Consider the following 18,682-nt stretch of genomic DNA (forward strand, 5'->3'; position numbering starts at 1 on the left):
CTCAGCCATTCGGGTCTTCGCCGCGACAGTTCATACACCAACCCATCAACACCCAACGGAGCCCAGGCATGAGCCGTCTCGACACCCTTCGCAGCGCCATCGTGCAGACGCTGAACACCGTGCCACAGGTCGGCCGCGTTCACGACCGCGAACGCTCCCTGTCCGACGAAGCAGCGCTGCGCGCGCTCTTCCTGTACGACCTGCCGGGCGGTGGCCAGCAACTGCGCGGCTGGTGGCTGCGCCGTACCGCCACCGAAGAGCGCAGCGTCAATGCCGCCGGCCGCGCGATGAGCGTGGACACCTGGACCGTGCACGGCCTGCTCGCATCCGACGACGCCGCCGCTTCGGAGCATGTGTTCGACGCCCTCGTCGAAGACATCCGCGACGCCGTGCGCGCCGACCCCACCTTCGGCGGCGCATGCGCCGCCGGCCCGCTCACCGACGACAAGCGCACCGACGGCGTGCAGGTCGACGGCACCGGCCTGGTCACCTTCTGCGGCGTGCGTTGCCACGGCATCGCGCTGCAGCTGCGGACCTGGCGCTACCTCTGACTGCACGCAGGCAGATCTTTCCTTTTCTCGACAACCCAAACCAACCAACCAACGGAGAACGCCGACATGGCAAAACTCATGCGCAAGATGGCCATCCTGGCCAAGGCTGAAACGGTACGCGGCACCGACGCGGTGCCCACGGGCGCGGCCAACGCGATCCTGGTCAGCGAAGTCACGCTGACCCCCATCGAAGGCGACGTCGTCCAGCGCGACAACGTGCGCCCGTACTTCGGCTCGCGCGGCTCCGTGCTGGTCACGCAGTACAGCAAGATCGCCTTCTCGGTCGAGATCGCCGGCGTTGCCGCGGCAGGGGACGTGCCCGGCTACGCAGCGCTGATGCGCGGCTGCGCCATCGCCGTCACCACGGCCGCCGGCGTCAGCACCACCTTCGCGCCGGCCACGGACGCGCTGGAGTCGCTCACCATCTATGGCAACGTCGACGGCACCGTCTACAAGATGACCGATGCGCACGGCAACGTGAAGGCCACCATCAATGCCAAGGGCATTCCGAAGTGGCAGTTCGAGTTCACCGGCCTGTTCGTGCCCGCAGAAGACGCGCCGCTGCCAGTGGCCGACTACACCAAGTTCATGGACCCGCTGGGCGTGAACAAGGCCAACACCACGCTCACGCTCGACGGCCTCGGCGTGGCCGCCAACGCCTTCGCCTTCGACGCCGGCAACACCGTGGTCAAGCGCGACCTGATGACCGTCGATGCCGTGGACATCACCGCACGCGTGTCGACCGGCTCGGTCACCTTCGAGAACACCTCGGTCGCCACCAAGGATTGGATCGGCATGGCACGCGCGAGCCAGCGCGTGAACCTGGCGCTCAGGCACGGCCAGGGCGCGACCAACGTCGTCGAGTTCCTGTCGCCGCGCGCGCAGATCGGCAAGCCGACCTTCAGCGACGTCGACGGCGTGCAGATGATCACCGTGCCGCTCGAGTTCGTGCCCACCGGCGCGGGCAACGACGAGTGGTCGATCGTCGTGCGCTGAGCTTCACCGGCACTACCTACCACTCCACAGAGGAACAGACAGAGATGCCCCAGAAACTCAAGATCGCCGTCAAGCCGACCTTCGTCGCGCCGGTGCTGATGCGCGTGCCCGGCGACAGCCAGGTCGAGGAAGTGCGCTTCAGCGCCGTCTTCAAGCGCCTGACCAAGTCCGACAACGACATCCTGCAGAAGCGCCTGGACGGCCGCGACCTCACCGACAGGGAACTGCTCGACATGGTGCTGGCCGACTGGAAGGGCCTGGAAGGCGACGACGGCGCGCCCTTCATCTGCACCGCAGAGAACCGCGCGGCGGCGGTGGAGGAATGGCCGTCCTTCGAGGCTGCCATTGCCTACAGCTACTTCGAGCATGCCTACCCGGCCGCGGTAAAAAACTGAGAGGCGCCGCGCGCCTTGTGCTCGGAGCAGAGCATCGCGTCCACGACGAGCTGGACGACGATCTCCGAAGCCAGTGCGCGTCGCTCGGTCTCGACCCGACCCGGCTCGTCTCTTCGACGGCCAACGGCGGCGGCCCGCCACCCTTCGAGCTATGGCCCGAACACCAGGAAGCATTCGAGGTGTTCCATGCCTGCCGAACGCAGTGGCGGGTCGTCGCGGGTGCGGCGGGCGCGTGGTTCCAGGGGCTCGACTTCGGCGCCGTCGACGTCGCCATGAAGCGCCTGGGCATTCCGCGCGCACGCCAGCGCGAGGTGTTCCTGCAACTGCAGGTGATGGAAGACGAAGGCATCGCGGTGCTGAACGTCTAGCGGCATCGCGGGCCCCTGCGGTCATCGAAGAAGCATGGGGCCGGCAGATGTCGGCCTCATTTTTTTCTTAGCTCAAACGGACCATACAGACATGGCTGCTGAACAAACAACAGGAATCCTTGCAAGCACTTCATTGGTGACCAAAGAAGTGCCTGCTGCCACGCAAGCACTGAGGGAGTTCTCCAGTGCCGCCGGCGCCGCGAATGTCGCAATGGCGGCTCTTCGGCGCGAGCCACGTGTCGAACTCGCCGTGAAGACCACGCGCTACGTCGGCGAAGCCGCCGTCGAAGGTGCGAGAGAAGGCGCTTCATATTCCCGAGCGAAGACGTCGAGCGGGAACTATGCCGCAGTGACGAACGACCAGCTGCGAAGAATGGAAGTCGAGATCGCAGGCAGCACCGGCGGATCGCGTGCAAAAGCGGCCGAGGCCCTGAGCAGCCTGGTTGCCTCGGGTCAGGTGCAAGGCCATGTCCTGCAACAGGCGGCCACCGCGGTCGTGCAGATGAACCGGGTGTCGGGCGTCTCGATCAAGGACGCCGTGGAGAATTTTTCCAAGCTGGCGGACGAGCCTGTGAAGGCTTCTGCAGAACTCAACAAGACGCGCAACTACCTTACCCCGGACGTCACCAAGCGAATGAGTGACCTCGAGGGGCAAGGCCAGAAGGAGGCCGCCGCCGTGGTTGCTCAAAGAGCTCTGGCTGTGGCTGTGGACCAGCGGGCACAGCAGAAGATCGCCGACATGACGTTCTTTGATCGCTGGCTGTTGCGTCTTCGAGAATTCGGCGATCGTCCGAGGGACATCGTGCGCAACGTCGGCCGCGGCACCACGTTGCAGGAAGACTATGACCGAGCCTCTACGAAGCGTGACAACCGGCTTCGCCGCGATGGCGGTGCGGGTACTCCGATGGCCGAAACGCAAGGAGGAGCCGTCGTTGGATATCCGCTGCGACCTGCAGCGCCAATATGGAACCGAGACAGTGAAAAGCTGAGAGAACTGCAAGCGCAGCAAGCCAGGTCGGCGGCATCGCAAGGAGAGAGTGCAAGTCGCGCAAAGGCGGCAGTCAGTGCCGAGCTGGATGCAAAAGACGCGCTCGAGAGCGACAAGAAGTCAGAAGAGATCGCTCGAAAGGTCGTTTCTCTCCAGGGGGGAAAGGCGTCCGCCCCGTCGGCTTCCAGTGCGGGTGCTTCGACCGCGAGGACATCGGTGCCCCGCAGTGCGAGCGCCGGTATTCAGCATGCCGAGGGCGCCGGACTGCGCCCCTGCATTGAGGTTGTGTGCGGCTGCAAAGGAGGCGCACCGGATCAGGCAAAGCAAGGTGTGCGCAAAGGTGAGGCAAGCGAAGTTGCACGACAGCAGGCCACGGCCAGCGAAGCCGTGGAGCACGCGTCCGTCGACCCCGAGCAAGCACGCCAGGCAGCGCTGCTCGAAAGCATGCGCAAGGCCACCTCCGGCGTGCTCGAGCAGACGTCGGCACTGGAGGCCCAGAACATCGCCCACGGAAAAACCAAGTCGGCGCTGAAGGAACTGAACATTGCCCAGCTGGAGCGTCAGTACCAAGACCTAGACAACACCGAGCAGGTCATTCCAGGCTACCTGGAGGCACTGGGTGCGCGCATCGAAGCCGAGAAAGATCTGCTGAAGGTCACCCGCAGCAGTGAGGGGATCGAGGCAGCCGACAAGGAAAAGACCAAGCGTGAGGCCAAGGCTAACAAGATGTCCGAGGACATCGGCGGTGCGTTCCGCGAGGGTTTCGTGAACTTGCTGGAGGGCAAGGAGAACGCGCTCGACAAGATGGGCGAGTCCCTCAAGAAGAAGATCGTTTCGTCGGTCGCCGATGCGCTGTACGACGCTTCGCTGAAGCCGGCCGTCGAGGCATTTTCCGGATGGTTCTCGGGCCTGTTCAAGGGGTCTTCTGCGAGTGCGGGCACAGCCGCTGGCGCAAGCTCTGGCGGAAGCTGGATCGGCAGTGCGGTGAGCACCGTACTCGGCTTCTTCGGCGTCAAGAGCGCTAACGGCAATGTCTTCTCGTCCCCCGGCCTGCACGCCTATGCCAACAGCGTGGTCGGCCAACCCACGTTCTTCCCGTTCGCGAACGGCATCGGCCTGATGGGCGAAGCCGGGCCCGAGGCCATCATGCCGCTGCGCCGTGGCTCGGACGGCCGCCTTGGCGTGAGCGCGCCGGGTGGTGCGAATGGCTCGCCGACGATTCAGTTCGCGCCCTCCAACGTCTTCCACATCGACGCCCGTTCCGATCGCGGCGCGGTGATGGCCGACATGCAACGCCTGCTCGCGGAGAACAACCGCGGCCAGATGGAACAACTCAAGCGCGTGAAGGTGCTCCCCCAATGACCATCGTGACACTCCCGTCCGATCTGCCGGTGAAGCGGCAGGACTTCGGACTCCAGGTCTTCGACCTGACTTTCAGCAACAGCGAATCCGGATCGATGCAGGTGGCCGTGCTCGGGCCCGCGCGCCGCACCTGCACGCTCGTGAGCGAGGAGCGCATTCCGCTGATGCGCGAGGCTGCCGCCTGGCGCGCCCTGGTGCATTCGATGCGCGGCCAGGTCAACGTGCTGGCCGTGCACGACATGCTGCAGCCCGTGCCGCAAGGCACCGCGCGCGGTGTATGGACGGCGGTCGCTGCCGCCGCAGGCTCGTCGGAGCTGACGATCCGCATGGGTGCCACCGAGGCCGGCAAGACCCTGCTGCAGGGCGACTGGATCGGCGTCAACCAGGCGTCGAACCATCGGCAGATGCTGCACGTGCAGGCCGACGCCGTGGCCGATGCGGCCGGCGTGATCACGGTGCGCTTCGAGCCCGTGCTGCGCACGCCCGTGGTGGCCGGCAGCGCTGTCGTGTGGGACCGCCCGACCTGCCTGATGCGGCGGGTCGACACCAAGACCACCTGGGCTTCGGAGTCGCGCACGCAAGGCGGCTTCAGCCTGGACCTGATGGAGTCGTGGGAACAATGACCATCCAGACCAGCTCCGGCTTTCAAGCGGCCGCGCGCTCGCAGACGTACGGCCAGTTGGCCCTCGTCGAGCTCAAGCTGCGAAGCGGCACCGCGCGCTTCACCAACTGGCCGTTGTCCCTCCAGCTGATGGGCCAGACGTGGCAGGGCGTGGGCAACCTCGGCTCCATCGGCGAGCTTCACGAAAGCGAAGACGGCGCCGCCGAGAAACTGACGCTCACGCTGTCGCCCGTCGACATCGGTACGCGCGCACTCGCGCTGGGCGACCCGAGCGAATACCAGGACCGCGGCGTTCGCGTGTGGATCGCGTTGCTCGATGCCGCCACGCTGCAGGTCAGCGGCGAGCCGGTGTTGCGCTTCGCGGGCGTGATGGACCAGATGAAGATCGAGCGCGACGGCTCCACCGCCAAGATCGCGATGGATTGCCGCACCGCGTCTTACGACGTGCGTTCCAACCCCGCGTCCCTGCGCACCAACGATGCGCAGCACCAGGTCAAGCACCCTGGCGAGCGCGGCTTCGAATACCTGAATTCCATGATCGGGTCGCCCACCGTGTGGGTCAACAAGCACCTGCAGATGGCACTGAACTACTGGGCCCGGGCACGAGGCAAATGACCATGAAGAACCTGGACGATTTCATCTCGGTGCGAAGAAACGCACCTTTCGAGTACTTCCGGCATGACTGCGCGCACATCGCGGCCGACTGGGTCATCGAGCACACGGGCAAGGACCCGCTCGCGGACCTGCGTGCACCCGATGCGCCCATCGGAAGAAAACACCTGCTGGCCACCTTGCGCGCGGTGCGTGGGGCTGGGGGCTTCCTGTCGGCCGCTACGGCACGGCTCGGCCCGCCCTTGCCGGGAACGATGGCGCAGCGCGGCGACGTGGTGCTGGCCCGTAGCGGCGGCAGGGTCGGGCGCGTGTCGGGCTACAGCTTCGGGATCTGCACGGGCTCGCACATTGCCGCTCCGGCGGCCGACCGACTCGTGTTCTTGCCACTTACCGCGGGGGTTGCCACATGGCGTATCTGATTCGAAGAGGGCTGCTTGCCGTCGCACTTCTGTTGGTTTGTGGTGCAGCGAACGCGGACGTCGTGTCCGGAATCGTTGGACTCGTCAGCCTGATTGGCGGCAGCTCCGTGGCCACGTGGGTAGTTGTCGGTCTGAGTGTGGTGTCGAGCGCCTACGGCAGCATGCAGGCCAAGAAGCAGGCCAAGGCCGCAGCGGCCCGCAAGCTCGCCGAAGACGTCGCGAACATCAAGGAGCGCACCACCACGATCATCGCTTCCGATGCGCCGCACACCGTCATCTACGGTGAGCCCGCACCGGTCGGCGGTGCGGTGGTGGCTGTACTCACCGGCGGCGAGTACAGCCACCTGAAGCATGTCGTGATGGTGCTGGCGGCGCATCCGTGCGAAGCCGTGACCGACATCCAGATCGAAGGCGTTTCGCTCGGCGCGCTCGATGCGAACGGCTATTCGTCGAACCCGGAATTCATCGTCACGGATTCGGAGGCGATCGGCGGCGTGCCCGGGGTCAACGTGCAGATCCACCTCTCGCCCGACGGTGTCGACACGGCCGATGCGTACATGCGTGCCAACCTCGATCCTTGGCCTGCCAGCAAGGGCCTGTGGACCGAAGCTCACAAGCTCAGCGGCTACACCTACATCGTCGTCACGCTCAACCTCTTCGTCGAACGCTTCCAGGGTGGCCTGCCGGCCATCACCGCGAACGTGAAGGGCAAGAAGGTCTACGACCCGCGCACCGGCGCAACTGCGTACAGCCGCAACCCTGCGCTGTGCCTGGCCGACTTCTTGCGCTCGGAAGAGGGCTACCTCGCGTCCAACGACCAGATCGACCAGAACGCGCTGATCGTTGCCGCCAACGCCTGCGACACGGCCATCTACAACCCCGGCACGGTGGCGGCCGACAGGGCCAACTACGGCGGCAGCGCCGCGCGCTACACCTGCGACGGCATGTTCCGCTCCGACCAGGACCGCGACAGCACGCGCCAGCAGCTCGAAGACACGATGGCCGGCTACAGCCTCGAGTCGGGCGGTGTCTGGCGCATCCTGGCGGGCGCATGGACCACCCCCGTCCTCGCGATGACCGACGACGACCTGCTGGCGCCCATGACCGTGGTGCAGACCTGCAACCCCGGCACAGCACGCTACAACGGCGCCAGGGGCACCTACGTCAACCTCACGCGCAACGGCGTGTCGGAAGACTTCAAGCAATACCAGAACGCCGTCTTCCGCGAGAGCGACCAGAAGGACAAGTTCCTCGACCTCGTGCTGCCGTTCACCACGGCCCATGCGCGCACGCACCAGATCTCGCGCGTGCTGGTGGAGCAGAGCCGCGGCGGCTTCGTGCTGCAGATCCATCCGAAGATGCTGGCGTGGCACCTGCAGCCGGGCGACCGCATCGTGCTCTCGAGCGCGCTGTACGGCTTTGCCAACAAGCCGTTCCGCGTGCAGGACTGGAGCTATTCGATGAGCTCGCCGCTCTCGTTCCAGGTCATCGAGGACGAAGAGGCCTTCTACGACACCGCCGACGAGGTGCTGCGCGACCCGTCGCCCAACACCAACCTGCCCAACCCGTTCCTGCTGCCGCAGCCGCCTCTCGACCTGCAGGTGCGCAGCGGCCAGGAGCAGATGGTGCAGCAGGGCGGCACGCTGGTGATCCGCGCGCGCGTGAGCTGGTCGGCATCGGTTGACGCCGCCGTATTGCGCGGCGGCAACGTGCAGGTGCAGTGGCGCACCACCACGCCGGTGGGCGACTGGCAGAGCGCCACGCTGCCCGGCACGGCCACCGAGACCTTCCTGCTTGGGCTGGAGGTGCATGGCGAGTACCAGGTACGCGTGCGTTTCATGACGGCCTACGCGTCGAGCTACTGGACGATGGTGACGCACACGCTGCAGGGCGCGAGCGTGAAGCCGGGTGATGTCGAGGGACTGAGCCTTGCCGTGGAGCCGACCGGCGTGGTCGCACGCTGGTCGGCCCCGACGGGCATCGACCTGCTCGAATGGGGCGCGACGCGGATCTTCATCGGCCCGACCTTCGAGACGGCGGTGGAGCGATGGACCGGCAAGGCCCTGAACGCCAACATCGGCTGGCTGCCTGCCGGAACGGTGAAGGTGTGGGCGCAGCACGGCAATACGCAAGGGGTCTGGGGCATTCCGATCTCGGCCACGATCGACATCGCCCGTCCGGCGCAGCCGATCGTGCGCGGAGAGGTGTGGGGCGCGCAGATCGAGCTGGCATGGCAGGCGTGCGGCACGACCCAGCCGATCTCGGCATACATCGTCAAGGTGGGGCCGACGCTGGCGGAGGCGGTGGAGATCGGCCATACGGGCTCGCTCAACTTCGTGCGGACCGAGCCTGTGGCGGCCACGCGCATCTACTGGGTCACTGCGTTCGACATCGGTGGCAATGCCAGTGATGCGGGGTATGTGCAGCTTGCTTCACTGCCGACGATCGACGATGCGATGAAGGAGCTGCAGGAGGGGCTGGATGGCATGGTCGCGGACCTGCTCAACGTCAACTCGGGCATCGCGGAGCGCCTGCTGGACGAGACCATCGAACGCGGAACAGCGATCACGCAGGTGCAGCACCTGGTGGCTGAGGGCAATGAGCAACTGGCGCAGCGCATTGACACCGTGGCCGCCAAGGCCGTTGGATATGTCCGGGCGAACCTGGTGCTCAATGGCGGCTTCGAGTTCGACCTCGAGGGGTGGACCGCGAGTGCGGGCACATGGGGTTTGGCACAGGACGATTGGGGCACCTCGGCGCAGTTAATTGTGGGCATCCCCGCGGCGGGGCGGCTGGCGAGCCCACGCTTTCCGGTCAGCCCTGGCAACTGGTATGCGGCTTCTGGCGATACGAGATTCAATTCCGATACCGGCATCTCTGGGTTGGCGCTCGAATTCTTCGACGGTGCAGGTCGCTCGCTGGGAACCGCCGACAACCTGAAGGTCGGAGGACATGATTTCCTGAACTCGCAGGATCGCCGCAACGATCTGGCCGTCGAGGCGGTCGCGCCGAATGGTGCGGTGACGGCGGGTGTCAATTTCGCGTGGTCCGGCTACACCGCTGGCAGCATGCTCGGGCTTCGCTACGTCAAGGCCGAACAAGGCCGCTTCCCTGTCACGCCGTACAGCGCGGAGACAAGCGACCGCGGCGCGATCGCAGCGGTGCGCCAAGAGTCCACGGCGCGTGCTTCGGCGATCGAGGCAGAGGCTGTTGCGCGTACTACGCTCGCTGCGCGGGTGAACGGCGCCGAAGCCTCCATCGCACAGGAGTCATCGGTTCGCGCCAACGAGACCGGCAAGCTCTCCGCGAAATGGGGCCTCAAGGTGGTTGCTGGCAACAAGACCGCCGGCATTCTGCTGAACAACGATGGTCAGCAGAGCGACATGGTCGTGCTTGTCGACCGGTTCGCGATCAGCACCATCGATACCCAGGGAGCGATCAAGTATCCCTTCGTGGTCGGTGCAGTCGCGGGTGTTGCCACGGTCGGCATCGACGGCAATCTGGTCGTAGACGGAACGATCACCGCGAGAGCAATTAACGTGAATCAGTTGTCCGCGATCACTTCGCGGCTGGGCTATGTGACAGCAGGCCAGGTCGATATTTCGGGCGATGGTGTCGGTGGGTGGGGCTACCTGCGCAGTGCAGGCAAGTGGATCTACGACGGCCAATGGGGATGGGTGTTGGCACGACACCAGAGCGGGCAAACCTTCGCGGAGATCACCTGCGGCCCGTCCGGGCTGCAGATGAATTCGGGCAACGGGTCTTTCCGCATGTGGGGACCGGGTTTCAACCTGGACAACGGCGGCTTGACGATTGGACAGGTCGACGTGATCGACACCCTCAACCTTCGCGGGCAAGCCGTGACCGTTCCCACAGCGGGGGCCTCGGGTGGCACTTCCGTCACCGTCATTCACGAGGTTCCCGGCGACCAGACGCTGCAGACCTTCATCTTCGGTTGCACGTTCGTCATGACCACGGCTTATGCACATATCTATGTCGACGGAGTGCAGATGTGGACGGGAGCGGGGTTCGCGCTGAGCACGATCTCGGGGGCTATCGTCGTTCCGCTTTCGCCTGGTCGTCACACGTTGACGATGGTCTCGATGTCACCCTATGCCGGGGTTGCCGGCACTTCCATCTACGCGTTGTCCACGCGCCGCTGAACATGTTCTCTTTCACCATCTACAACCGAATCACCGGCGAAGTGCTTCGCTGGGGCAGCGTGACGCGCCGCGAGTTGTGCGACGCCCAGTTGCAAGCGCCGACGGAGGCGCTGCTCATGGGTGACGTACCCCGAGAGCATTACATCGTCGATGGCAAGCCTGTTCCGATGCCCGAGCGTCCCAACGAGGAACACGTCTTCGACTGGTCGACACACACTTGGCGAGATCCTCGTTCACTTGCCGACCTGCGCTCAGGCCTGAAGGCGGAAATTGCGCGTCGACGTTGGGAGTGCGAGGTGCGAGGGCTCGTCATGCCCGACGGCCTGCGAGTGCGTACCAGCCGGGAGGACCGTGCAGCTTTGGCCGCCGCCATCGCCGACATGGCACAGACCGGAGTCGAAGAGATTGATTTCAAGACGCCAGGTGGGTTCCGTCGCATGGCTCGCGAGCCTTTGCAGGATGTTGCGAATGCCATTGCGGTGCACGTGCAGAAATGTTTCTCAGCCGAAGCAGCCCACTGCGCGCTGATCGATTCCATCACTGAGCGCAGCGCCCTGCTGCTCTATCCAGTAGCCGAATTCCCTGCCGTGCCGAGCACGGTTGGCCAAGCTTCTTAAATCACTTCAACCAGTCCCATCAGTTCAACCAAGGAGCATTAAATGCCATACACCACTGCCTCTGCGAACGCGCTTCTCAAACTTATCTTCCAGGCGATATCGATTCCGGGCATTGCAGACAACGCGGCCGCGTCACCTTCGGCATCCTTGTACGTGAGTCTGCATGCAGCCGCGCCGGGTGCTGGCGCGAACCAGGCTACGAATGAGGTGACCTATCCGGGATATGCGCGCGTTGCCGTTGCGCGCGGTCCCGCTGGATGGTCGGTTGCTGGAAACGTGGCCAACCTGGTCGCGGCGATGGAGTTCGTCGAGGTAAGCGGCGCAGGCGTATCTAGCGCGACTCATCTGGGGGTCGGCACTGCGGCGACCGGCAACGGGATCCTCTTGACCTATGGAGTGCTCGATCCGGTCATTCCGATCCAAGCCGGCGTCGCCCCTCGGCTGAAAACGACCACCAAGGTCACCTTCGAGGTCTGAGCATGGCCGTAGTCTTCGAAAATCGGGTCGTTGAGGCCTGCAATACGCTCGGAACCGGCAATCTCGTGGTCTCTGGTGCTGACCCGGGGTACTCTACTTTTGCGGAGAAGGTTCCAGTCGGCTCGACCATCCACTACCTGTGCGAGAGCATCAACGCCGTGGGCCGTCCCACAGGCGAGTTCGAGCTCGGCCGGGGTACATATGTTGCGGCGAACACCATCTCGAGAGACGTAGTCGTGTCTTCCAGTAGTGCGGGTGCACGGGTGGATTTCACGCAATCTAACAAGCGTCTTTCTCTGACCGTGCTAGCCCCAGCCTCCACGGCCATTCGTGCTGACTGGCGTGAGGTGCTGGGGGCGCAGATCGAGCCTGGTGTTATTGGCTATACAGCAGCCCTCGTGCCTCCACCTGGCTGGCTCAAGCGCAACGGCGCGGCGGTTTCTCGTACGGTTTACGCCTCGTTGTTCGCAACCATCGGAACGACTTACGGATCTGGCGATGGGGTAACGACTTTCAATCTGCCCGAAGGGCGCGGTGAATTTGATCGTGGCTGGGATGATGGTCGCGGTGTGGATGTAGGGCGTGTGCGCGGATCTGCCCAACAAGCAACTGCCTTGCGCACAATGCCCGTCGAATGGGTAGGTGCCGACGTTTCGGGGGGGCAATTCAACTTTGGCAATCCATATGCTCAGGCTGACGAAATCATCTCGGACGGACCTAGTCCCGTGGGCGCCGTTTCTGCCGTGGGGGGCCAACTCCAAGGAGGCTATGCGGACAATTCGATGAAGGCAGAGGCCGATGGGTCCAGCACGGGGGTCTCGGCAAACCGATGGATTCGATTTCGGCCACGCAATGTGGCGTATCTCCCAATCATCAAGTACTGAGCGTCACTATGAGCAAGACTGTTTATTCATTTGATTCACGCACGGGTGCCTTCATTTCGTCGCTGGATCTCGACCATGGTGACTTGTCGCCGTTGGAGTCGGGGGTCTACCTGATCCCATGCAATTGCCTTGAAGCGTCGCCGCCGAAGGCTACCGCTGGCAAATGGCCATTCGCCGTCTCTGGAAGCTGGGTGTTGAGAGATCTGTCCACTGGACTAGGACTGGAACTCACGCTTGAAGAACGCCGTGCTCGGTTAAAGAGCGCGGTCACGGCGCAACGTTGGTTGGTCGAGGCCGGCGGCGTCACTTTGGCTGATGGCGTGAAGGTGAAAACGGGGATTGAGGACCGGATCCGAATTGCGCAGGTTATCCAGGGCATGGAAGCCAATGGCTATGCGGATGTGCCGTTCAAGACCGAGTCAGGGTGGTTCACCCTCACGCTGGCGCAGATGAATGTATTTCAGAGAGCTATTGCGTCCCATGTGCGCGCCTGCTTTGAGGCTGAGTGGGCGCATCACGTGGTAATCGATGCCCTGGACGCATCCGCCGTCGAGAGCTACGACGTTCTTGCAGACTGGCCGAGCGGACAAGCATGAATATTGGAGAGGACTGATCATGTATGGCACTTCTGCATTCGCAGATCGACCGTTTGGTGCGCACCCGCTGGTCTGGCGTCTGATTTTTAATGCGCTAGGGCTTTCAACATGTGCAGCGCACGTCGCTGGCCAAGGCTCTGCCGGGGTGGCGACAGGCGCAGGTCTGCTGAGTTCGGTCAGCATGGATGGGCGAGTGGTGGCGGTGTTCTTATCGTCGAGTGTGCTTTCGGCTAACTCATTGTTGGCTCCCGTGGCCACCGTGCGTTGGAATGCAGGAAGCGCATTTGGATTTGCTGTGCAAACCGCGGGCGCCAGCGGCGCTGCGTCATCGGCAAACGGACTGGCGACAGGATTGGGCCATTTGACTGGCTATCGCATGCGGGCTTATGACCAAGCCTTTCCCGCCAACCCCAGTTCCGGCTCCATCGTGCAGATCGGATCCAGGCTATTCGAGTGGAAGGTGTCCTCGGTTCGCTGGCATCCAGCCGAGCCAGTGCCTTAGAGGAGAAGAGCAGTGCGATTGATTTGGAGTGGAAAAGCTCCACTTCGTTCGCATCCACTTGGCGAGAGAGTTTCAAAGATGAGTATCATTCTCATCTTCTGAGAGTTTCCTTTTCCCATGAATCCCCGAACGTCCTCGCCCGCCGTCCGGCCCGCGTCGTGAGCTCCAGCCTTCGTTACCGCCTCGGCGTGGCCGTGCGCGCCATCGCCGCCATCCTGGGCGGCTACGGCGTAGCCGCCCTGTTTGCCGCCGTTCTCGCCCTGTGCCTGCCCTTCGCCTTCGGCATGGCCCGCAGCGAAGCCACGATGACCGGCACGCTGGCTTCCTTCCTCGTCTTCGCGCTCGCTGTGATGTGGGTCTTTGCGGCGCGCACGGCGCTGCGTGCCTGGTCCGGCCTGGCCGTCGCCGCGGGGTCGCTCGGCGTGCTGCTGCTTGTCCTCCTGCGGCTCACCGGAGGCGCGGCAGCATGAAGGAGGGATTCCGCCAGTCGATGGCCTGGCTGCATACCTGGTCGGGCCTGCTGGTCGGCTGGGTGCTGTTCATGGTCTTCGCGGCCGGCACGGCGTCGTATTTCAAGGACGAGATCACGCTGTGGATGAAGCCCGAGCTGCACGCCGCCGCGCAGCCCGCCGTGCCGCAGGTGCGCGCGGTCGAAAGTGCCGTGGCCTATCTGCAGCAACGCGGCGCGGACAGCCCGCGCTGGTTCATCAACCTTCCTAATGAGCGCCAGAGGTCGACCGACGTGCTCTGGCTCGCGCCGCCGGCCGCCGCCGCCACGCCCGACGACAAGAAACCGCCGCGCCGCCGCTTCGACCGCGCATCGCTCGACCCGGCCACCGGCGAGCCCGTCACCGCGCCGCGCGTCACGCGCGGCGGCGAGTTCCTCTATCGCCTGCACTTCGACCTGCACTACATGCCCGCGCTGTGGGCGCGCTGGATCGTGGGCTTCTGCGCGATGTTCATGCTGGTGGCCATCTTCAGCGGCATCGTCACGCACAAGCGCATCTTCAAGGACTTCTTCACCTTCCGGCCGAAGAAGGGCCAGCGTTCGTGGCTCGATGCGCACAATGTGACGGCGGTGCTCGCGCTGCCCTATCACCTGATGATCACGTACACGGGCCTCGTCACGCTGATGTTCCTGTACATGCCGTGGGCTCCCCAGGTGGCCTACAAGGACCGCGGCGGCGAGCAGGTGTTCTTCTCCGAAGCTTTCCCCGGCAGCGGCCGTGACCAGTTCAAGGCCTCGGGCAACAGGGTGCCGCTTGCGCCCATCGCGCCGATGATCGCGCAGGCCTCCGCGCACTGGAACGGCGCCGCCGTCGGCCGTGTCACCGTGCACCAGCCGAACGATGCCAAGGCGGTGGTCTCGCTCACGCGCGCCGAGGGGCCGCAGCTTTCCTACGACCAGCCGACGATGCAGTTCAACGGCGCGACCGGCGCGCTGATCGGCACGTTCGGCGACGTGCCCAAGCCCGCCGCCGAGACGCGCGGCGTGCTCTACGGCCTGCACATCGGGCGCTTTGCGAATCCGCTGCTGCGCGCGCTGTTCTTCCTCTCGGGCATCGCGGGCTGCCTGATGGTGGCCACGGGGCTGCTGCTGTGGGCGGTGAAGGAGCGGCAGAAGTACGCGAAGACGCTCAAGCAGGGCGGGCGTGTCGGCTTCGGCCTGCGGCTGGTCGACGGGCTCAACCTCGGAGCCATCGCCGGGCTGCCGCTCGCGATGGCGGCGTTCTTCTGGGCCAACCGCCTGCTGCCGGTCGAGATGGCCGAGCGCGGCGAGGCGGAGATCCGCTGGTTCTTCATCGTCTGGGGCGCGTCCGCGATGCTGGGCCTGTTGCGGCCGACGCTGCGCATGTGGCAGGCGCAACTGGCGCTCGGCGCGCTGCTGTTCGTGCTGCTGCCGGTGCTCAATGCGTTCACCGGCCCCGCGCCGCTGACGGTGAGCCTGCGCTCCGGACCGAGCGCGGTGGCGGGTTTCGATCTCGTCGCCATCGCGCTGGGCCTGGGGCTCGCGAGCGCGGTCTGGCTCGTCGAGCGAAAGCGCCGCAAGGCCATCACGCAGAAGCCGGCCCCGAAGACACCGCCGCAGCAAGGGCTCGCCACCTCGGGAGGCGGCTCCTGATGCACGCCCTGCTCCTGGCGCTGGTGTTCGCCGCTTCGCTCGCGGGCTTCTGCGCATTGAGCCTCGCGATGGACCGCCACAGCGAAGACGTTTTCGGCCGCGGCAGCACGCCGGGCCCGTGGCGGCGCTGGCTGCAGCTGGGGGGCACCGCCCTGCTGTGCCTGTCGCTGGGCGCGAGCCTGCAGGCTGCCGGCAGCGCCATCGGCTGGGTGCTCTGGCTGGGCGCGCTCACCGCGGCCGCGCTGACGACGGTGGGCCTGCTGAGCGCGGTGCCGGGCCGCTTCCACTGGATCGCTTCCGCTGCGGCTGTGCTGGCGCTCGGCGCCGCGCTGCTCCATCTGGTGCTGGCAGCCCTGGCCGCCAGCTGACGACCAGCAGCGAGCGCAGCGGGCCGTCAGGCTCGCATCAGCGCCTCGATCTCGTCCGCCTTCACCGGCACGCCGCGCGAGATGAGCTCGCAGCCGGTGGCGGTGACGATCGCGTCGTCCTCGATGCGGATGCCGATGTTGTGGAACTGCTCCGGCACGCCGTCGGCCGGCCGCACGTAGATGCCGGGCTCCAGCGTCAGCACCATGCCCGGATGCAGGATGCGGCTCGGGCGGTTCTTGATGACCTCGTTCGACAGCGGATCTTTCCGCTCGCTCACTTCCCCGACCTGCGTGGGCTCGACGTAGCTGCCGCAGTCGTGCACGTCCATGCCCAGCCAGTGGCCGGTGCGGTGCATGTAGAACTGGAAATAGGCGCGCGAGTCGATCACGTCCTGCACGTTGCCGACCTTGTCGGCGTCGAGCAGGCCCAGGTCGAGCATGCCTTGCGACAGCACCTTCACGGCCGCGTCGTGCGGGTCGTTGAAGCGGTTGCCGGCCTTGGTGGCTGCGGCCGCGGCGTCCTGGCTGGCCAGCACCAGGTCGTACAGCGCGCGCTGCGGGCCGGTGAATCTGCCGTCGGCCGGGAAGGTGCGCGTGATGTCGCTGGCGTAGCCGTCCAGCTCGCAGCCCGCGTCGATCAGCACCAGCTCGCCCTTGCGCACGGGCGCCGCGTCGGCGCGGTAGTGCAGCACGCAGGCGTTGGCACCGGCCGCGACGATGGAGTAGTAGGCCGGGTACTGCGAGCCGCCAAGGCGGAATTCATGCAGCAGCTCGGCATCGAGGTGGTACTCGCGAGCGTCCTTGCCCTCGCGCAGCATGCGGGCCGACAGTTGCATGGCGCGAACGTGCGCGCGGGCGCTGATCTGCGCGGCGCGCCGCATGATGTCCTGTTCGTGCGCGTCCTTCACGAGGCGCATCTCGTCGAGCGGGCCGCACAGGTCGCGCTGCTCCTCGGGGCACAGCGCGCCGTAGCGCACGCGGGCGCGCACCGACTGCAGCCAGCCGTCGATGCGGGTCTCCAGGCCCTTGTGGATCGCGAACGGGAACCACACGGTCGAGCGGTTCTCGAGCAGCTTCGGCAGTTTCGTGTCGAGGTCGGTCACCGAGAAGGCTTCGTCGACGCCGAGCGCCGCCGGCGCCGCGTCGGGGCCGAGGCGGTAGCCGTCCCAGATCTCGCGCTCCAGGTCTTTCGGCGCGCAGAACAGCGTGGCGCGGCCGTCGCCCGCCAGCACCAGCCAGGCGTTGGGCTCGGTGAAGCCGGTCAGGTAATAGAAGTAGCTGTCGTGGCGGTAGAGGAAATCGGTGTCGCGGTTGCGCGGGCGCTCGGGCGCGGTCGGAATGATGGCGATGCCGTCCTTGCCCAGTTGCGAAGCGAGGCGCGCGCGGCGCTCGGCGTAGATCGTGGTGGTGTCTGCAGAGGTCATCTTGGCGTGTTCAGTTGGGCAAGCCGTTCGGGGGTTCCCACATCGGTCCAGGGGCCGGTGTAGAGCTCGGCGCTCACCAGTTCATTGTCCATCGCGGCACGCAGGATCGGCGCCAACGGGGCTTTGCGGCCGGCCGGGTTGCCGGGGGGGATGTCGCAGTACGGCGGCGCGAACAGCGCGGCGCGGTAGAGGCCGATGGTCGAGAAGGTGAATTTCTCGGGCGCCGTGTTGAGCGCAAGCCCGTCCGGCGACAGGCCGAAGTCGCCCTTCGGGTTGTGCGCCGGGTTCGGCACCAGCCACAGGTGCGCGAGCTTGCCGCCGGCCAGGAAGCGCTCGACCGAAGCCTGCGTGAAGGCGAAGCCGGGCGCGAACACATCGCCGGCCGCGACCCAGAACACATCGCCCAGCAGCGGCAGCGCGCGCACGATGCCGCCGGCGGTCTCGAGCGCGCCGCCGAAGTCGCGGCCTTCGTCGCAGTATGAAATCGATAGCGCGGCATGCCCGTCCAGCAAGGGCTTTGCGCCGAAGCGCTGCGAGATCTGCGCGCCCAGCCAGTCGGTGTTGATCACCAGTTCAGTGAAGCCGCCGGCGGCCAGCGCCTCCATCGGCCACTGCATCAGCGGCTTGCCGCGCACTTCGAGCAGGGGCTTGGGGCAGGTGTCGGTCAGCGGCCGCATGCGCTCGCCGCGCCCTGCGGCGAGGATCATGGCCCGCGCCGCGCTCACGCCGGGACCCGTCCGCGCTGGAGTTCGTTGCGCTCGCTGTGGCGGGGCTGGAACAGCGCCACCAGGCATTCCATCAGCGCATGCGCCTTGGCCGAATGGTCGCCGCTGAAATTGCAGACGTACACGTCCAGCGTCACGCCGCGCTGCTCGGGCCAGGTGTGGATGCACAGGTGCGATTCGGCCAGCAGCACCGTGGCGGTGACGCCGCCCGGCCCCTGCGGCGTGGCCGGAAAACCGTGGACCAGCCTGCCCACGGCCTGCAGCCCGGCGGCCGATACCGCCTTGAGGCAAACCGCTCCCAGCGCCTCCCGGTCGGTGAGCCATTGAAGGCCGCATTGGCAGTCGTGGAGGTCGGCGGTGAGGTGCAGCCCATGCATGGGTGGCAACTCTAGCAGTCCGGCCGCCGCACAAGAACATCCGCGGGGTGTTCGGGCCGTATCGGCAGCCGTTCGGGCTCGCCCGGTAAAATCGCGGGTTCCCCCCTATCCCAC

General features: G+C 65.7%; 19 protein-coding genes. 16 read left to right on the forward strand and 3 right to left on the reverse strand.

Annotation, left to right across the window (positions count from 1 at the left end; translation table 11 throughout):
* Positions 1 to 68: 68 nt before the first annotated feature.
* The 16 genes from AC1RVW_RS17115 (at position 69) to AC1RVW_RS17190 (ending at position 16,042) form a co-directional block, all read left to right on the forward strand.
* A complete protein-coding gene (locus AC1RVW_RS17115) occupies positions 69 to 551 on the forward strand; it encodes a hypothetical protein (RefSeq protein WP_493201295.1) in 483 nt (160 codons plus the stop codon).
* A 66-nt stretch (positions 552 to 617) separates the two neighbouring features.
* Positions 618 to 1,547 (forward strand): phage tail tube protein, encoded by a 930-nt coding sequence (locus AC1RVW_RS17120; RefSeq protein WP_493201297.1) that lies wholly within the window; start codon positions 618 to 620, stop codon positions 1,545 to 1,547.
* 44 nt (positions 1,548 to 1,591) lie between these two features.
* The gene (locus AC1RVW_RS17125; RefSeq protein WP_422084317.1) at positions 1,592 to 1,942 is read left to right on the forward strand and encodes a hypothetical protein; all 351 of its coding nucleotides are present in this window, start codon (positions 1,592 to 1,594) and stop codon (positions 1,940 to 1,942) included.
* Between the two features lie 17 nt (positions 1,943 to 1,959).
* A complete protein-coding gene (locus AC1RVW_RS17130) occupies positions 1,960 to 2,310 on the forward strand; it encodes a DUF1799 domain-containing protein (protein WP_422084318.1) in 351 nt (116 codons plus the stop codon).
* 91 nt (positions 2,311 to 2,401) lie between these two features.
* Entirely contained in the window at positions 2,402 to 4,660 is a 2,259-nt protein-coding gene (locus AC1RVW_RS17135) for a phage tail length tape measure family protein (RefSeq protein WP_493201299.1), read from the forward strand.
* Positions 4,657 to 5,283, forward strand: a complete 627-nt coding sequence (locus AC1RVW_RS17140) for a hypothetical protein (RefSeq protein WP_493201301.1) — start codon at positions 4,657 to 4,659, stop codon at positions 5,281 to 5,283. Before AC1RVW_RS17135 ends, AC1RVW_RS17140 begins: the two co-directional genes overlap by 4 nt.
* Positions 5,280 to 5,897 (forward strand): hypothetical protein, encoded by a 618-nt coding sequence (locus AC1RVW_RS17145; RefSeq protein ID WP_493201303.1) that lies wholly within the window; start codon positions 5,280 to 5,282, stop codon positions 5,895 to 5,897. Before AC1RVW_RS17140 ends, AC1RVW_RS17145 begins: the two co-directional genes overlap by 4 nt.
* Positions 5,894 to 6,313 carry a DUF6950 family protein gene (locus AC1RVW_RS17150; RefSeq protein WP_493201304.1) on the forward strand — a complete coding sequence of 140 codons (420 nt, stop codon included), beginning with the start codon at positions 5,894 to 5,896 and terminating at the stop codon, positions 6,311 to 6,313. The genes AC1RVW_RS17145 and AC1RVW_RS17150 overlap by 4 nt, the downstream gene beginning before the upstream one ends.
* A gap of 62 nt (positions 6,314 to 6,375) precedes the next feature.
* Positions 6,376 to 10,476 carry a phage tail tip fiber protein gene (locus AC1RVW_RS17155; protein ID WP_493201306.1) on the forward strand — a complete coding sequence of 1,367 codons (4,101 nt, stop codon included), beginning with the start codon at positions 6,376 to 6,378 and terminating at the stop codon, positions 10,474 to 10,476.
* Between the two features lie 2 nt (positions 10,477 to 10,478).
* A complete protein-coding gene (locus AC1RVW_RS17160; RefSeq protein ID WP_493201308.1) occupies positions 10,479 to 11,093 on the forward strand; it encodes a DUF4376 domain-containing protein in 615 nt (204 codons plus the stop codon).
* A 42-nt stretch (positions 11,094 to 11,135) separates the two neighbouring features.
* A complete protein-coding gene (locus tag AC1RVW_RS17165; protein ID WP_493201310.1) occupies positions 11,136 to 11,570 on the forward strand; it encodes a phage tail fiber protein in 435 nt (144 codons plus the stop codon).
* A 2-nt stretch (positions 11,571 to 11,572) separates the two neighbouring features.
* Positions 11,573 to 12,454 (forward strand): phage tail protein, encoded by an 882-nt coding sequence (locus AC1RVW_RS17170; protein ID WP_493201312.1) that lies wholly within the window; start codon positions 11,573 to 11,575, stop codon positions 12,452 to 12,454.
* An 8-nt stretch (positions 12,455 to 12,462) separates the two neighbouring features.
* Positions 12,463 to 13,050, forward strand: a complete 588-nt coding sequence (locus AC1RVW_RS17175; protein WP_493201314.1) for a DUF4376 domain-containing protein — start codon at positions 12,463 to 12,465, stop codon at positions 13,048 to 13,050.
* Positions 13,051 to 13,710: 660 nt separating this feature from the next.
* A complete protein-coding gene (locus AC1RVW_RS17180) occupies positions 13,711 to 14,022 on the forward strand; it encodes an iron transporter (RefSeq protein WP_409194562.1) in 312 nt (103 codons plus the stop codon).
* Entirely contained in the window at positions 14,019 to 15,674 is a 1,656-nt protein-coding gene (locus tag AC1RVW_RS17185; protein ID WP_493201316.1) for a PepSY-associated TM helix domain-containing protein, read from the forward strand. The genes AC1RVW_RS17180 and AC1RVW_RS17185 overlap by 4 nt, the downstream gene beginning before the upstream one ends.
* Positions 15,674 to 16,042, forward strand: coding sequence for a DUF3325 domain-containing protein (locus AC1RVW_RS17190; protein WP_081268235.1), 369 nt, complete (start codon positions 15,674 to 15,676; stop codon positions 16,040 to 16,042). The genes AC1RVW_RS17185 and AC1RVW_RS17190 overlap by 1 nt, the downstream gene beginning before the upstream one ends.
* Positions 16,043 to 16,068: 26 nt before the next feature.
* Here the strand turns inward: AC1RVW_RS17190 and AC1RVW_RS17195 are convergent, their stop codons facing one another.
* Genes AC1RVW_RS17195 through speD form a run of 3 tightly spaced genes read right to left on the reverse strand, consistent with a single transcriptional unit; the run spans position 16,069 to position 18,568 of the window.
* Complete coding sequence (locus AC1RVW_RS17195) at positions 16,069 to 17,466, reverse strand: aminopeptidase P N-terminal domain-containing protein (RefSeq protein ID WP_106936313.1); 1,398 nt, start codon at positions 17,464 to 17,466, stop codon at positions 16,069 to 16,071.
* Positions 17,463 to 18,173, reverse strand: coding sequence for a nucleotidyltransferase family protein (locus AC1RVW_RS17200; protein ID WP_493201319.1), 711 nt, complete (start codon positions 18,171 to 18,173; stop codon positions 17,463 to 17,465). The genes AC1RVW_RS17195 and AC1RVW_RS17200 overlap by 4 nt, the downstream gene beginning before the upstream one ends.
* Positions 18,174 to 18,187: 14 nt before the next feature.
* Positions 18,188 to 18,568 carry an adenosylmethionine decarboxylase gene (speD, locus tag AC1RVW_RS17205; RefSeq protein ID WP_106936315.1) on the reverse strand — a complete coding sequence of 127 codons (381 nt, stop codon included), beginning with the start codon at positions 18,566 to 18,568 and terminating at the stop codon, positions 18,188 to 18,190.
* Positions 18,569 to 18,682 lie beyond the last annotated feature (114 nt).

It is taken from the genome of Variovorax sp. MPBD4-3 (assembly GCF_058809745.1).

Coding starts and splice junctions, on each gene's coding strand:
- AC1RVW_RS17195 (WP_106936313.1), bottom strand. CDS start 17,466: ATGACCTCTGCAGACACCACCACGATCTACGCCGAGCGCCGCGCGCGC.
- AC1RVW_RS17165 (WP_493201310.1), top strand. CDS start 11,136: ATGCCATACACCACTGCCTCTGCGAACGCGCTTCTCAAACTTATCTTC.
- AC1RVW_RS17150 (WP_493201304.1), top strand. CDS start 5,894: ATGACCATGAAGAACCTGGACGATTTCATCTCGGTGCGAAGAAACGCA.
- AC1RVW_RS17135 (WP_493201299.1), top strand. CDS start 2,402: ATGGCTGCTGAACAAACAACAGGAATCCTTGCAAGCACTTCATTGGTG.
- AC1RVW_RS17170 (WP_493201312.1), top strand. CDS start 11,573: ATGGCCGTAGTCTTCGAAAATCGGGTCGTTGAGGCCTGCAATACGCTC.
- AC1RVW_RS17125 (WP_422084317.1), top strand. CDS start 1,592: ATGCCCCAGAAACTCAAGATCGCCGTCAAGCCGACCTTCGTCGCGCCG.
- AC1RVW_RS17185 (WP_493201316.1), top strand. CDS start 14,019: ATGAAGGAGGGATTCCGCCAGTCGATGGCCTGGCTGCATACCTGGTCG.
- AC1RVW_RS17140 (WP_493201301.1), top strand. CDS start 4,657: ATGACCATCGTGACACTCCCGTCCGATCTGCCGGTGAAGCGGCAGGAC.
- AC1RVW_RS17145 (WP_493201303.1), top strand. CDS start 5,280: ATGACCATCCAGACCAGCTCCGGCTTTCAAGCGGCCGCGCGCTCGCAG.
- AC1RVW_RS17120 (WP_493201297.1), top strand. CDS start 618: ATGGCAAAACTCATGCGCAAGATGGCCATCCTGGCCAAGGCTGAAACG.
- AC1RVW_RS17175 (WP_493201314.1), top strand. CDS start 12,463: ATGAGCAAGACTGTTTATTCATTTGATTCACGCACGGGTGCCTTCATT.
- AC1RVW_RS17200 (WP_493201319.1), bottom strand. CDS start 18,173: ATGATCCTCGCCGCAGGGCGCGGCGAGCGCATGCGGCCGCTGACCGAC.
- AC1RVW_RS17190 (WP_081268235.1), top strand. CDS start 15,674: ATGCACGCCCTGCTCCTGGCGCTGGTGTTCGCCGCTTCGCTCGCGGGC.
- AC1RVW_RS17115 (WP_493201295.1), top strand. CDS start 69: ATGAGCCGTCTCGACACCCTTCGCAGCGCCATCGTGCAGACGCTGAAC.
- speD (WP_106936315.1), bottom strand. CDS start 18,568: ATGCATGGGCTGCACCTCACCGCCGACCTCCACGACTGCCAATGCGGC.
- AC1RVW_RS17160 (WP_493201308.1), top strand. CDS start 10,479: ATGTTCTCTTTCACCATCTACAACCGAATCACCGGCGAAGTGCTTCGC.